Raw genomic sequence first — 13,707 nt, forward strand, 5'->3', positions numbered from 1 at the left:
TCCTCGGTCATGGGGTCAGCACCGACGACACCAGCAGCTGCGTGTAGGCGTGTTGCGGGTCGTCGAGTATCTGGTCGGTGAGGCCGGCTTCCACCACCCGGCCGCGGCGCATCACCAGCAGGCGGTGGGCGAGCAGGCGGGCCACGGCCAGGTCGTGGGTGACCAGCACCACCGAGAGCCCGAGCTGGCGCACCAGGGTGCGCAGCATGTCGAGCAGGCGCGCCTGCACCGAGACGTCTAGCCCGCCGGTGGGCTCGTCCATGAACACCAGCCGCGGCCGGGTAACCAGGGTGCGGGCGATCTGCAGGCGCTGCTGCATGCCGCCGGAGAAGGTGCGCGGCGCGTCGTCGATGCGTGCCGGGTCGAGTTCCACCTGCGTCATCCAGTCCTGGCCGGCAGCGCGCAGCTGGCCGTAGTGCCGCTGGCCCAGCGCCATCAGCCGCTCACCGACGTTGGCGCCGGCCGAGACGCCCATGCGCAGCCCGTCGCGCGGGTTCTGGTGCACCAGGCCCCACTCCAGGCGCAACAGCGCGCGGCGCCGCGCCTCGCCGATGGCGTAGAGATCGGTCTCGCTGGCATCGCCCGGCCGGTGATAGACCACCCGGCCGGCATCCGGCGCCTCCAGCCCGGCGAGCACGCGCAGCAGCGTCGACTTGCCGGAGCCGGACTCGCCGACGATCCCCAGCACCTCGCCGGCATGAAGGCGAAAATCGATCGCTTCGCATCCCTTGCCGGGGCCGTAGAGTCGCGTGACGTCCTGCACGTCGAGCAGGACGGGGCGGTCCAGTTCGGGCCTGGCCAGGACAGGAGCAGAAGGGTCGGGACGTTTCATGACAGCTCTCCCCGGCGTGTCAGGCAGTAGTCGGTATCCGAGCAGACGAACATGCGCCCTCCGGCATCGTCGGTGATCACCTCGTCGAGAAAGCTCTTGTCGCTTGCGCACAGCGCGCAGCGCTGCTCCCAGCGCTGGATCTCGAAGGGGTGATCCTCGAAGTCGAGGCTCTCGACGCGGGTATGCGGCGGGATGGCATAGAGCCGCTTCTCGCGCCCGGCGCCGAACAGTAGCAGCGCCGGGCTCATGTCGAGTTTGGGGTTGTCGAACTTGGGGATAGGCGAGGGATCCATCACGTAGCGCCCGTCGACCTTCACCGGGTAGGCGTAGGTGGTGGCGATATGGCCATGGCGGGCGATGTCCTCGTAGAGCTTCACGTGCATCACCCCGTACTCCTCAAGGGCATGCATCAGCCGGGTTTCCTGCTCGCTGGGTTCGATGAAGCGCAGCGGCTCGGGGATCGGCACCTGGAAGACCAGGATCTGGCCCGGCTCCAGCGGCGTCTCGGGGATGCGATGGCGGGTCTGGATGACGCTCGCGGCCGGCGTCACGGTGGTGGTCTCGACCCCCGCCACACGCTCGAAGAAGGCGCGGATGCTGACCGCGTTGGTGGTGTCGTCGGCGCCCTGGTCGATCACCTTGAGCACGTCGTCGGCACCGAGAATGCTGGCGGTGAGCTGCATGCCGCCGGTGCCCCAGCCGTAGGGCATGGGCATTTCGCGGCCGCCGAAGGGCACCTGGTAGCCGGGGATGGCCACCGCCTTGAGCAGCGCACGGCGGATCATGCGCTTGGTCTGCTCGTCCAGGTAGGCGAAGTTGTAGCCGTTCATGCTGGGTCTCCTGGAGCGGCGGCGCGCTCGTCGGTCGTCGATGTCGGCGAGCCGGCCTCCTGCCCCGTCCCCTGCCTTCGCGCCTCGTGCTCTCGCCGCAGGCGGCGCAGCAGTTCGAGCTCGGATTGGAAGTCGACGTAGTGCGGCAGCTTGAGGTGCGAGACGAAGCCCGAGGCCTCGACGTTGTCGGCATGCGCCAGCACGAATTCGGCCTGCTGGGCGGGGCCCTGGATCGGCTCGCCGAGCTCCTCGGCGCGCAGCGCACGGTCGACCAGCGCCATGGCCAGGGTCTTGCGTTCGCTATGGCCGAAAGCCAGTCCGTAACCGCGGGTGAACTGCGGCGCGGCCTCACGGGAGCCGCCGAACTGGTTGATCATCTGACACTCGCTCAGCGCGATCTCGCCGACGCACACCGCCTCGCCCCACTCCTCGGCGAAGATTTCCACCTCCACCTGGCCCAGGCGGATCTCCCCGGCGAAGGGATGATTGCGCCCATAGCCGCGCTGGGTGGAATAGCCCAGCGCCAGCAGGTAGCCCTCGTCGCCGCGCGCCAGCATCTGCAGTCGTGCAGCGCGATCGACGGGATAGTCGGGCGGATCGCGAGTGATGTCGGCCGGCTCGCTGCCGTCGTCGCGCTCGCGCTCGATCAGCCCCTCGGCGTCGAGCAGCTCAAGGATCTGCGGGCACGGCGCCAGCGGCGGCTCGCTGGACTCCACCGGCGGCGTCTCGCCCTCGGCGAGCAGCAGGAAGTCGAGCAGGCGATGGGTGTAGTCGTAGGTCGGCCCCAGCACCTGGCCACCGGGTATGTCCTTGTAGGTGGCGCTGATGCGACGTTCGATGCGCATGGCGCCGGTGTCCAGCGGCTCGCTCACCGCCAGGCGTGGCAGCGTGGTGCGGTAGGCGCGCAGCAGGAACACCGCCTCGATCATGTCGCCGCTGGCCTGCTTGATGGCAAGCGCAGCGAGTTCGGGATCGTAGAGCGACGCCTCGCTCATCACCCGGTCGACGGCCAGGCGCAGCTGGCCCTGGATCTGGTCGACCTCGAGCTCGGCTTGCTCGCGGTCGCCGCGGCGCCGGTCGGCGAGCAGACGGTGGGCGTTTGCGATGGCACGCTCGCCTCCTTTCACGGCAACGTACATCAGGCGACCTCCTCGATTCGGGTGCTGCGCGGCAGCGCGGCGAGTCGCGCGCCGCAGGTGAGGATGGCGTCGAGCCCGCACGGAAAACTCCCGCGGTTGGCGGCGAGCCGCGCCATCAGGGGGGCGGCCGCCACGCCCAGGCCCAACTGGCGCTGCAAGGCGATGCCGGGCCCAGTGAGGTACCACTCGCCGGCGGGCTCGAGGGTATCGAGCGCAACCAGCAGCGTGGTGCTGCGGTCGGGGTATTCGTCGCTACCCAGGGCAAATGCGATAGGCTCCGCCAGCACGCCCGGCGTGACCAGGGCGAAGTCGGCTTCCGCAGGATCGGCGGTCAGGCGACAACCGGTGTGGAAGACCAGCGCCTCTTGCAGGGCGGGCCCGTCCAGCGCGGGGGCGAGCCACACCCGGGTGTCGAGATCGCACAGAGTCAGCAGGACGCCCCACAGCGCGGGGCCGATGTCGTCACCCGGCGGCGACGGCACCTCCAGGGTATGCAGCGTGCCGGGCTCGCTCATCGCCGTGAGCAGTTGACGAAACAGCCGCTGGCTGTCGTGCACGGGATCGTTCAGTGTCGGCCAGGGCATGGTCACTCCCCTCGTACTAGGGTGAAGAAATCGACGCGGGTGGCAGCCGCCAGACGCGAGGCCTCGGCGCGGCGCGCCTCGAGCGCCTCCTCCAGCGGCTCAACCAGCTCGCTGTCGATACGTCGAGTCCAGGCCTCGCGCTGCGCGCAGGCAGCTACCAGGGCGATCAGCTCGGCGTGGCGGTGGTCGCGCCCTCTCACCCAGCCATGTCCCAGTAACGCGTCGTCCCCGGCGCCGTCATCGAGGGCGACGCTGGCCCGGGTCAGGGTCATCTCGCCGAGGTGAAAGGCGTTGCCGGTACCGCCCATGCGGCCACGCAGCATGGCCATGCCGGTCTCGGGGCCACGCACGCAGCGATACGCGGCACGAATGCCGAGCGTGGCCCAGCGGGCCTCGAGCTGGTCGCGGGGCGTCAGCGCCAGCACCCGCTGGCGTCGTGCCTGCGGCTTGCTGTGGTCGTGCAAGGGGGTCATGAGGGCACCTCGTCGGAGTCGAAATCGATGTGGTAGGCGAGCCGGTCAGCCCGGGCGCGGCTGACCGATATCTCGACCAGCGTGCCGTCGCGATCGACGTTGTCGCTTACGAGCTGCAGCAGCGGAGCGCCGAGCGGACAGCGCAGATGGCGGGTGTCGCCGCGGGTGGCGCTGCCGGCTTCGATGCGCACCCGCCGGCGAAACAGTTGCAAGTCGTAGTGCTGATTGAGCAGCGCCCGGGTCGAGCCGCCGCGATAGCGCCGTTCCCAGCCGGGCACCCGCGCGGGATCGAACCAGTGGCACAGCAGCATGGCCGGCGCGCCACCGATGTGACGCAGGGTGTCGACGCACAGCAAGCACTCGCCGGGGCGTTGCCCGAAGCGCTGGGCGATGGCTTCGGGCGGCTCGCACAGGCGCTGGGCGAGACACTCGGTCTGGGTGGCGATCCCCAGCGCGGCGAGGTTATGGGTCACCTTGCTGGCGGCGCTGACGGCATAGTCGAGACGACGGTCGACGACCTGGGTGCCGCGCCCCTGATGGCGGGTCACCATGCCCGCGGCCACCAGCTCGTCCAGCGCGCGCCGCACGGTGTGGCGGTTGACCCCGAAGCGCCGGGCCAGGGCCGCCTCCGCCGGCAGCAGCTCGCCCGGGGCGTAATCGCTGCGCACCTCGCGGGCCAGCGTATCGGCCAGCGTGCGATAGCGGGGAGCCCTGGCCGGCGGCGTATCGGTCACTTGTCTAGACATGTTCACTCCAACCAGAAACGGAGCTTTCGAAGGCAAGAGCCGCGAGCGCGGCCACCTTTGTCTCCTAGATGAAACGCTTGCGTACGGTCTGCGAGGCCATGTCCAGCACGGTGACGGCGATGATGATCACCAGCATGATCGTGGCGGTCTCGGCGTACTGAAATCCGCGCATGGTTTCCCACAGCGCCACGCCGATACCGCCGCCGCCGACCATGCCCAGCACGGTGGCCGAGCGGATGTTCGACTCGAAGCGGTAGAGGCTCACCGAGATCCATAGCGGCAGCACCTGGGGGATCAGGCCGAAGACGATCTCCTCGATGCGCCCGGCGCCGGTGACGCGAATGCCCTCCATGGGGCCGGCCTCGCTGGCCTCGACGGCTTCGGAGAACAGCTTGGCGAGCACGCCGGTGGTGTGGACGAACAGCGCCAGGGTGCCGGCGAAGGGGCCGAGCCCCACGGCCACCACGAACAGCATGGCGAAGACCAGCTCGTTGATGGCGCGGCAGGCGTCCATCAGCCGGCGCATGGGCTGGTAGACCCACCACGGCACCAGGTTCTCGGACGACAACAGGCTGCAGGGAATCGCGAACACGATAGCCAGCAGCGTGCCCCAGATGGCGATCTGGATGGTCACCAGCATCTGGTCGATGTAACGCTCCAGGTTGCCGAAAGCCGGCGGAAAAAAGTCGCCGGCGAGTTCGGCCATGTTGCCGGCGTTGGCGACCAGCGCGCCGGGATTGATCTCGGTGCCCTGCCAGGCCCAGGCCAGCACGCCCAGGGCGGCAGCCCAGCCGAGCAGATTGAGCCAGCTGCGCTTGGCCGGGGCGTTGTCGAGCGCGGGAGTCGTTGCGGTCATGAAGATTCTCCGGAGAGGGGCCAGCATGGCCCCTCGGGACTTGATGCCGTAGCGGACGGGTCCGGTTACTGGGCCATGGCAGTGGTCACGCCCGTGCTCTCTTCGGCCTGGGCGGCCTCGCGGGCCTTGAGGCGCTCGTCGAGCTCATCGAGCTGGGCGTCGAGCTCGGCCAACTGACGCTGCTTGTCGGCATCGTCGAGCGAGTCGTCGGCGGCGAGCTGGGCGCGCTGCTTGAACAGTTCGAGCTGGCGAATGGGCAGCAGCTGGTCGTTGTCGGAGGCGTCGAAGCGCGCCCACTGCAGCGGCGCGATCCTCTCGCGCTGCTCCTCGGTCTCGCCGTAGCTCAGAACGAAGTCGCGCAGGCGGGTCTTCATTGACTCCGGCAGATCCTCGCGCCAGACCAGCGGGTCGGACGGGATCAGCGGCGACTGCCAGATCACCTTGAGCCGCTCGGCCTTGTCGGGGTGCGCCATTTCCAGGCGATCCATGCTCTCGGTATTGAAGGTGGCGACGTCCACCTGGCGGTTGGCCACCGACAGCGCGTTGGTCTCGTGGTTGGAATTGAGGGTGCGCTTGAAGATCTCGCTAGCCTCGACGCCATTCTGGGCAAAGATGTAATAGCTCGGCACCAGGAAGCCGGAGGTCGAATTGGGGTCGCCGTTGCCGAAGGTCAGCTCGGAGGCGTTGGCCAGCACGTCCTCAACGCTCTCCAGGGGGCTGTCCTGGTGCACGATCAGGAGGCTCCAGTAGCCCGGCTCGCCGTTCTCGGGCACGGTCTGGGCGAAGATCTCGCCGCCCGCGCGGTCCACCGCCTCCATGGCCGATTTGTTGCCGTACCAGGCGAGGTCGATCTTGTCGAAGCGCATGGCCTGGATCACCGCGGCGTAGTCGTTGGCGAAGAACGGCTCGACCTCGACGCCGAGGCTCTCGGCCATGTCGTCGAGGAACGGGCGCCACAGCGGCTCCTGGTTCTGGCTGGCCTCGGTGGAGATGATGCCGAAGCGCAGCGTGTCGAGTTCCTCCTCGGCGGCGGCGAGCTGGCTGCCGAGCAGGCCGAGGCCGGCGATCAGCGGCAGGGTGAGACGGCGAAGATTGGGGCTCATGGTGAAAACCTCTTGATGGCGGTTGGCGATGAATCAGCTGGCGGCGCCCAGGGCGACGCGGGCGGCGACGGGAACGGGCGAGTGGCGCGGCTCGTCGAACCCGGCGTTCTCGTAGAGCGACTGGAGTCGTGCCTCGGTGAGGCCCTCGGTCTGGCCGTCGTAGTAGAGGCGCCCCTGCTTGAGGGCGATGGCCCGCGAGCAGTAGCGGCGGGCGTAATCGACCTGATGCAGCGAGACGAGCACGGTACGGCCATCCTCGAGGTTGATGCGCTTGAGGATGTCCATGACTTCGCGCGCACTGCGCGGGTCGAGGGAAGCAATGGGTTCGTCGGCGAAAATCACATCGGCGTCCTGCATCAGCACGCGGGCGATCGCCACGCGCTGCATCTGGCCGCCGGAGAGGGTGTTGGCGCGTTGGTTGGCGAGTTCGGCAAGGCCGACACGGGCCAGGGCCTGGCGAGCCTGGGCGCGCTCCTCGTCGGTGAAGCGCCCGAGCAGGGCCCGCCAGCGCGGCATCGAGCCGAGACGGCCGATCAGCACGTTGGTCAGCACGCTGAGGCGGCCGACGAGATTGAACTGCTGGAAGATGTAGCCGCAGCGACAGCGCTGGGCGCGCGAACCGCGCAGCAGGCGGCCGCTTCGCTGGATGTCGCGCCCCATCACGCGGATGCGGCTGTCGGCTTTACGGTTGGCGGTGGTCAGCCCTACCAAGTGACGCAGCAGCGTCGACTTGCCCGAGCCTGACGGCCCGATCAGGGCCACCATCTCGCCGGCATGGATATCGAAGCCGACGTTCTCGAGGACGCGGGTCTGACCGAAGGTCTTGCTGAGCCGCTGCACGGCAATCGTGACGCTGGACATGTGACGCCTCCTGTATCGGATGGCGTCAGTGTCGCTGGCTCAGGTTAAGGCACGTTGTCTAGACAATAACGATTCGGTGACATTTCCTAGCCCCTGAGGTTCGACCCGGGACGGAAGGCGGCTTTGTGGTAGCTTTGAAAACAAGCACTTGGCGCGAGACGAAGCAAGGCTGTCACATCATTGCCATCGAAGCGTCACGCCAACGGCAAGCGCCCCGCCGGTTGGACGGGGCGCGATGGCGTGAAGGACGTGACTCAGTGTCCGGAGTTGGGATCATGGGCCTCTTCGGTATGGAAGACCTCGGGGTTCTCCTCGCCGTTGACGTGGAGGAAACCGGCCAGCCCCTTCTCCAGGCGGGAGAGCGCATGGTCGACGAGAATGTACTTGCCGGGGTACTCGACCTCGAACTCGACCATGGTAGCGCCGCCCGGGGGCACCAGCGTGATCTGCACGTCGCTCAGCGGCGGGCTGGTCAGCGAGGCCTGGTCGTAGACCTTGTCGAAGATCTCGCCGATGACGTGGAAGCTGGAGGTGGCATTGGGGCCGCCGACGCCGAAGAAGATGCACACGTTGTCGCCCACGTCGGCCTCCATCTTGTGCGTCTGGGTCAGCGCATCCATGTTGCCGTTGAACAGCAGGTGCTCGGGGCGCTCGTCGAGCAGCTTGTCGAGGGAGAACTCCTGCAGCCCCTGGCTACCGTGGCGCTGGGCGGTATACAGCTCGCCCTGCATGATGTAGAACTCGCGGTCCACCGGCGAGAGTCCGCCTTCCGGCTCGACCAGGATCATGCCGTACATGCCGTTGGAGATATGCTGCGCGACCATCGGCGTGGCGCAATGGTAGACGTAGAGACCCGGATTGAGCGCCTTGAAACTGAAGCTCTTGGTCTGGCCCGGTGCCGGGGCGATTACCTAGAGGCGCTGTCGGACCATCCAGCTATACACCAGCCCCGCAAGGATCAGGGTAATGGCGAAGGCGTAGATGCCGATGGTGATACCGCTGTTCCACAGAATGCTCCAGTCGCCTCCCGAGAGCGACATGGCGCGGCGCATGTTGTATTCCATCTGCCCGCCCAACAGCAGACCCAGCACCACCGGTACGGCGGGCAACTCGAGCTTGCGCAGCACGTAGCCGAGCACACCGAAGGCCAGCATCATGTAGAGATCGAAGGCGCTGTTGCTCAGCGAGTAGACGCCGACGAAGGCCACCATCACCACCATGGGCATCAGGAACCAGCCGGGCGCCTGCAGCACCTTGGCGAACAGCCCTACCAGCGGGATATTGAGGATCAGCAACATCACGTTGCCGATGAATAGAGCCGCCACCAGCCCCCAGACCATTTCCGGCTGCTGCGAGAACAGCAGCGGCCCAGGCGTGATGTTCATCGACAGGAGCAGTGCCAACAGAATCGCCGTGGTACCGCTGCCGGGGATGCCCAGCGACAGCATGGGAATCAGCGCGCCGCCGGCCGCCGCGTTGTTGCCCGCTTCCGGTGCCGCCACACCGCGCGGATCGCCCTGGCCGAACGTGCCGCGACGCCCCAGCCAGCGGCGCTCCAGAGTATAAGAGAGGAAGCTGCCGAGTGCGGCGCCAGCGCCCGGCAGCACGCCGGCGACGAAACCGATGAACGAGCTGCGTCCGATGGTCGGCGCGCATTTCCAGGCACTGCGAATGCCTGGAATCGCCGAACCCACCTTGAGGGTCGGCTTGTCGCTGCCGTGGATGTCCTCGAGAAACACCAGGCACTCGGAGATCGCGAAGAGTCCGACCAGGGCGACGATGAAGTCGATGCCGTCGTAGAGCTCGTACCAGCCGAAGGTGTAGCGTGGCACGCTGCTCACCGAGTCGATGCCCACGGTGCCCAGCAGCAGACCCAGGCAGGCCGCGAGAAAGCTCTTCACCAGGCTGCCGCTGGTCACGCCGCCAATGGTGGCGAAGGCCAGCACGAACAGGGCGAAGTACTCGGCCGGTCCGAAGCGGATCGCGAACCCCACCAGCAGCGGGGCGAATAGGGTGAGCCCGATGGTGGCCACGGTGGCGCCGACGAACGAGGCCACGCCGGAGAGTCCCAGTGCCTCGCCGCCACGCCCCTTGAGCGCCATTGGATAGCCGTCGAGGGTGGTCATCACCGCCGGTTCGTCACCGGGAATATTGAGCAGGATCGAGCTGATCCGTCCGCCGTACATGCAACCGTAGTAGATGCTGACCAGCAGAATCAGCGCGGCGGTCGGCGTCAGGCCGAAATTGAAGGTCAACGGGATCATCAGCGCCACCCCGTTGACCGGGCCGAGCCCCGGCAACGCCCCGATCAGCGTGCCCACGGCGCAGCCGACCAGGGCCAGGAACAGATGCTGGGGCTCGAGCGCCACGGCAAAGCCCTGGGCGAGAAAAGCCAATATATCCATCGTGATGCCTTACCAGTCGAGGCCCGGCATGTTGGGTAGCGGCATGCCGAGGGCGAATTCGAACAGCAGATAGAGCGAGACCGTCAGCAGCGCGCCGCAGGCCAGCGCGGCCCTCCAGGTCGCGCCGAACAGACGAATCAGCAGCACCACGCAGACCAGACTGGCGGGCAAGAAGCCCAGTGGCTTGAGGAAACCTGCATAGATACCGAGCAGCAGCAGCGCCGCCCCCTGCCTGAGCAGGGCGGCGCGCTGCGGCCAGCGCTGATTGACGCCGGGGCGTATCACCAGATAGGCCGCGAACAGGCCCATCGGCACGCTGACCAGACGCGGGAAGGCCCCGGGGCCCACGACCTGGCCGAAGCCGGCCGGGAAGGTGTGCGAATACCACCACGCCCCCACCGCCATCAGCAGCAGTACGACGCCGGCGATACGGTCGGCGACGGCACCCGACACCTGTTCCGGATTCAGCCCGGGTTCACTCACTCGATGACCCCGATCTCGCGCGAAACGGACTCGACCTCGTCGATGGTTTCGTAAACGTAGTCGGTGAACTCGTCACCGCCGCGCCACAGCGGTACCAGGCCGTTCTGCTGGGCGGTCTCCTTCCACTCGTCGCTCTGGTAGAGCGTCTCGAGGGTTTCGACCATGCTCGCGTAGTCGTCGTCGGAGACCTCACCGCCGGTGTAGAAGCCGCGCCAGTTGTAGCCGGTCACGTCGTACCCCTGGGATACCGCGGTGGGCAGCTCGGCGAAGGGCTCAGGCAGCGGCTCGTCGGACAGTACCGCCAGCACCCGCACGTCGCCGGACTCGATGAAGCCTGCGATCTCGCCGAGGTCGGTGGACACCATGTCGACGTGCCCCCCCATCATCTGAGTCACCGCCGGGCCGCCGCCATCGAACTGTACCCAGCGCACATTGACCATCTGCTCGGCCGGCATGCCCGCGGCCTTGGTTAGCAGCAGCGCTCGGATATGGTCCCAGCCGCCGGCGCCGCTGGAGCCGGCCATGGCCACCGCACCCGGATCCTCGATCATGGCGTCAAGCAGCTGCTCGAGGGTCTCGTAAGGGCTCTCGTCGTCGACCAGGATCACCCCCACGTCGGTGCCCAGCATGGCCAACCAACGCATGGTATCGGCGTCGCCGGGGTACTGGCCCTGGGCGATCTGGGTCATGCCCACGGTGCTGGTCGCCACGATCAGATCGCTGTCGTCGGCGCGGCTGCTGGATACGTTGGAGAACGCCACGGCGCCGACGCCGCCCGGCATGTTGGTGACCTGCACGGCGCCGTCGGTCAGATCCAGATCGCGCAGCAGCTTGGCGACCGAGCGACAGGTGAAGTCCCAACCGCCGCCGGGGTCGGCCGGAGCGATGCATTCGCTGATCGGCAGCGCCTGGCTCGGCGCGCTGATGACCAGTCCCAGCCCCAGCAGGGTCGAGGCGGCGAATCCGTGGCGGAAGTGCTTGATGGTGCGCATTGTCGTGTCCCTCGCTTGTTGTTGTGTCGCTGTCGTGTCGTGTTGCGGTGGGTATTGCCGCGCGAAGCCCAGGCTCGGCGCCTCTTGCAGATTAGCTCATATAACTTTCCGCGCTTGCATGGCGGCGATCACGGCATCTTCAACGCCCAGTTCGCGCAGGATCTCGTGGGTGTGTTCGCCGAGCCGTGGCGCGGGATGATGCACCGCCGGCGGGGCCTCGCGCATCTTGACCGGGAAACCCGTCGCGGGGATGCGCCCCAGCTCACCCTGGTCGATCTCGATCTTCATCTCCTGGGCCTGGACCTGGGGATCGTCGAAGGTGTCGCGCAGGCTGTAGACGCGCCCGCACGGCACCCCGGCGCGGTTGAGATGCTCGATCCACTCCTCGACGCGACGCTGCGCCGTGACCCGGTTGATGATCTCGCGGAGCGACTCGCGGTGGGCCATGCGCCGGGCGTTGTCGACGAAGCGCTCGTCGTCGAGCAGGGGGAGGAGGCCCAGCGCACCGAGCAGGCGTTCGACCATGACATCGCTACTGGGGGCAATCGCCACCTCGCCGTCGCTGGCACGGAACAGGCCATAGGGATAGAGCATGGGATGGTCGTTGCCGGTACGCGCCGGTACCTGGCCGGTGGCGAAGAACTCCGCAGCCAGGTAGCCGAGCATGCCGATCAGCCCGTTGGTCAGCGCGGTCTCGAGGATCTCGCCCTGGCCGGTACGCTCGCGTCGCACCAGCGCCGCGCAGATGCCGAAGGCCAGGTTCTGGCTGGCCACCATGTCGCTGATGGGCGGCGCCGCGCGCATGGGTTCACTATCGGGCGGGCCGTTGACGCCCATGAAGCCGCTCATGGCCTGGGCGATGAAGTCGTAGGCGGGGCGGTCGCGGTAGGGGCCGGTGGAACCGAAACCGTTGATGCGTCCCACCACCAGGCGCGGATAGCGCTCGCGCAGCGTGGCGTCGTCGAGGCCCATCTTCTCCAGCACGCCGGGGCGAAAGTTCTCCACCAGCACGTCGGCCTCCTCGAGCAGGCGATGCAGGATCGCCCTGCCCTCGTCGCTGCGCAGATCGAGCGTCAACGAACGCTTGTTGCGATTGAACTGGGCGAAGTACCAGCTGAAGCCGTTGACGATGTTGCCCTGCGAGCGCAGCACGTCGCCACGCTCGGGCGGTTCGATCTTGATCACCTCGGCGCCGTGGTCGCCGAGCATCTGGGTGCAGAACGGTCCCGAGATCACCCGGGTCAGGTCGATCACGCGGATACCGTCGAGGGTCCCCGGTGCGGGCGCGGCCGACTCGCCCATGCTCACCCCTTCGCCGTGACCACGGAGGCGCGGTCGCTGAGCGCCAGCCGCGGGCCCGCCTTGGAGACCTGGGCCGGCAGCGGACGCCCCATCAGGCGGGTGGCGAGCTGCGCGGCCTCGATCATCCGATCCAGGTCGATACCGGTCTCGATACCCATTTCCTCGAGCAGGTAGACCAGGTCCTCGCTGGCGATGTTGCCCGTCGCCTTCGGCGCGAACGGGCACCCTCCCAGCCCGCCGATCGAGCTCTCGTAGCGATCGACGCCGAGTGCGAGGCCCTGCATGACGTTGGCCAGGCCGATGCCGCGGGTGTTGTGGAAATGCAGGGTCGGCGATACGCCGGGCACCACTTCGCGCAGATGGGCGATCCGCTCCGCAACAAGGGGCGGCGTGGCCATGCCGGTGGTATCGCCAAGCGATACGTAGCGGGCGCCGAGATCGGCGAAGTGACGAGCGATGCGGCCTACCGCGGCGACATCGATATCGCCCTCGAATGGGCAGCCGAAGCAGGTGGCGATGGCGCCGCGCAGCTCGATGCCGCTGCCCTCGAGCCGCCGGGCCACCTGTTCGAAGCTCGCCAGGGACTCGCTGACGCTGGCGTTGACGTTCTTGGCGTTGTGGCTCTCCGAGGCCGAGACGAACAGCACCACCGAATCGATGCCCGATTCGAGGGCCCGCTCGGCCCCGCGCAGGTTGGGCACCAGCGCCGAGAAGTGCACCCGTTCGATATCCCGAAGCTCGGCCACGAGCTCCGCGGCATCGGCCAGGGCCGGCACCGCGCGCGGACTGACGAAGGAGGTCAGCTCGAATTCGCGCACCCCGGCCGCGACCAGGGCGCGCACCAGCTCGGCCTTGTGTGCCGTGGAGAGCTGCACCTTTTCATTCTGCAGGCCGTCGCGCGGCCCGACTTCGGTGACATGGACCTGCCGGGGAGCCCGGATCGCTTCAAGCATGATGGTTAGCCATGCAATGGGTTTCCCCGACTGTACGTAGCCGGCTCGCTTCGCAGCCATGCGCCTTTCGTTGTATGCCTGCTTTTACATGGCCTGACTGGAAGGCTTTATTTGCCATCCGCCGGCAGCACCTCGAGTTTGCGTTCCC

General features: G+C 67.6%; 15 protein-coding genes. All 15 read right to left on the bottom strand.

Annotated elements, in window-relative coordinates; genetic code table 11:
- Window positions 1–7 precede the first annotated feature (7 nt).
- The 15 genes from phnK to CYJ07_RS08520 all read right to left on the bottom strand — a co-directional run bounded on the left by phnK (window position 8) and on the right by CYJ07_RS08520 (window position 13,619).
- The gene (phnK, locus tag CYJ07_RS08450) at window positions 8–832 is read right to left on the bottom strand and encodes a phosphonate C-P lyase system protein PhnK (protein WP_104203255.1); all 825 of its coding nucleotides are present in this window, start codon (window positions 830–832) and stop codon (window positions 8–10) included.
- Window positions 829–1,662: an alpha-D-ribose 1-methylphosphonate 5-phosphate C-P-lyase PhnJ gene (locus CYJ07_RS08455; RefSeq protein ID WP_104203256.1), complete on the bottom strand. Its 834-nt coding sequence runs from the start codon at window positions 1,660–1,662 to the stop codon at window positions 829–831. The genes phnK and CYJ07_RS08455 overlap by 4 nt, the downstream gene beginning before the upstream one ends.
- A complete protein-coding gene (locus CYJ07_RS08460; RefSeq protein WP_104203257.1) occupies window positions 1,659–2,801 on the bottom strand; it encodes a carbon-phosphorus lyase complex subunit in 1,143 nt (380 codons plus the stop codon). The genes CYJ07_RS08455 and CYJ07_RS08460 overlap by 4 nt, the downstream gene beginning before the upstream one ends.
- Window positions 2,801–3,385 carry a phosphonate C-P lyase system protein PhnH gene (phnH, locus tag CYJ07_RS08465; protein WP_104203258.1) on the bottom strand — a complete coding sequence of 195 codons (585 nt, stop codon included), beginning with the start codon at window positions 3,383–3,385 and terminating at the stop codon, window positions 2,801–2,803. The genes CYJ07_RS08460 and phnH overlap by 1 nt, the downstream gene beginning before the upstream one ends.
- Window positions 3,386–3,387: 2 nt before the next feature.
- Complete coding sequence (gene phnG / locus CYJ07_RS08470) at window positions 3,388–3,858, bottom strand: phosphonate C-P lyase system protein PhnG (protein ID WP_104203259.1); 471 nt, start codon at window positions 3,856–3,858, stop codon at window positions 3,388–3,390.
- Window positions 3,855–4,604 carry a phosphonate metabolism transcriptional regulator PhnF gene (phnF, locus tag CYJ07_RS08475; protein ID WP_104203260.1) on the bottom strand — a complete coding sequence of 250 codons (750 nt, stop codon included), beginning with the start codon at window positions 4,602–4,604 and terminating at the stop codon, window positions 3,855–3,857. Before phnF ends, phnG begins: the two co-directional genes overlap by 4 nt.
- Before the next feature lie 64 nt (window positions 4,605–4,668).
- Window positions 4,669–5,460 carry a phosphonate ABC transporter, permease protein PhnE gene (gene phnE / locus CYJ07_RS08480; RefSeq protein WP_104203261.1) on the bottom strand — a complete coding sequence of 264 codons (792 nt, stop codon included), beginning with the start codon at window positions 5,458–5,460 and terminating at the stop codon, window positions 4,669–4,671.
- Between the two features lie 65 nt (window positions 5,461–5,525).
- The gene (gene phnD / locus CYJ07_RS08485) at window positions 5,526–6,563 is read right to left on the bottom strand and encodes a phosphonate ABC transporter substrate-binding protein (RefSeq protein ID WP_104203262.1); all 1,038 of its coding nucleotides are present in this window, start codon (window positions 6,561–6,563) and stop codon (window positions 5,526–5,528) included.
- 33 nt (window positions 6,564–6,596) lie between these two features.
- Window positions 6,597–7,424: a phosphonate ABC transporter ATP-binding protein gene (phnC, locus tag CYJ07_RS08490; protein ID WP_104203263.1), complete on the bottom strand. Its 828-nt coding sequence runs from the start codon at window positions 7,422–7,424 to the stop codon at window positions 6,597–6,599.
- 254 nt (window positions 7,425–7,678) lie between these two features.
- On the bottom strand, window positions 7,679–8,332 hold the full coding sequence (locus CYJ07_RS08495; RefSeq protein ID WP_156085482.1) for a multicopper oxidase domain-containing protein: 654 nt from the start codon (window positions 8,330–8,332) through the stop codon (window positions 7,679–7,681).
- A 3-nt stretch (window positions 8,333–8,335) separates the two neighbouring features.
- Complete coding sequence (locus tag CYJ07_RS08500; RefSeq protein ID WP_104203264.1) at window positions 8,336–9,829, bottom strand: tripartite tricarboxylate transporter permease; 1,494 nt, start codon at window positions 9,827–9,829, stop codon at window positions 8,336–8,338.
- Between the two features lie 9 nt (window positions 9,830–9,838).
- Window positions 9,839–10,312 carry a tripartite tricarboxylate transporter TctB family protein gene (locus CYJ07_RS08505; RefSeq protein WP_104203265.1) on the bottom strand — a complete coding sequence of 158 codons (474 nt, stop codon included), beginning with the start codon at window positions 10,310–10,312 and terminating at the stop codon, window positions 9,839–9,841.
- The gene (locus CYJ07_RS08510) at window positions 10,309–11,304 is read right to left on the bottom strand and encodes a Bug family tripartite tricarboxylate transporter substrate binding protein (protein ID WP_104203266.1); all 996 of its coding nucleotides are present in this window, start codon (window positions 11,302–11,304) and stop codon (window positions 10,309–10,311) included. Before CYJ07_RS08510 ends, CYJ07_RS08505 begins: the two co-directional genes overlap by 4 nt.
- A 96-nt stretch (window positions 11,305–11,400) precedes the next feature.
- Entirely contained in the window at window positions 11,401–12,606 is a 1,206-nt protein-coding gene (locus CYJ07_RS08515) for a CaiB/BaiF CoA transferase family protein (RefSeq protein WP_104203267.1), read from the bottom strand.
- Window positions 12,607–12,608: 2 nt separating this feature from the next.
- A complete protein-coding gene (locus CYJ07_RS08520) occupies window positions 12,609–13,619 on the bottom strand; it encodes a hydroxymethylglutaryl-CoA lyase (protein ID WP_231489575.1) in 1,011 nt (336 codons plus the stop codon).
- Between the last annotated feature and the right edge of the window lie 88 nt (window positions 13,620–13,707).

It is taken from the genome of Billgrantia saliphila, assembly GCF_002930105.1.
Lineage (GTDB): Bacteria > Pseudomonadota > Gammaproteobacteria > Pseudomonadales > Halomonadaceae > Halomonas > Halomonas saliphila.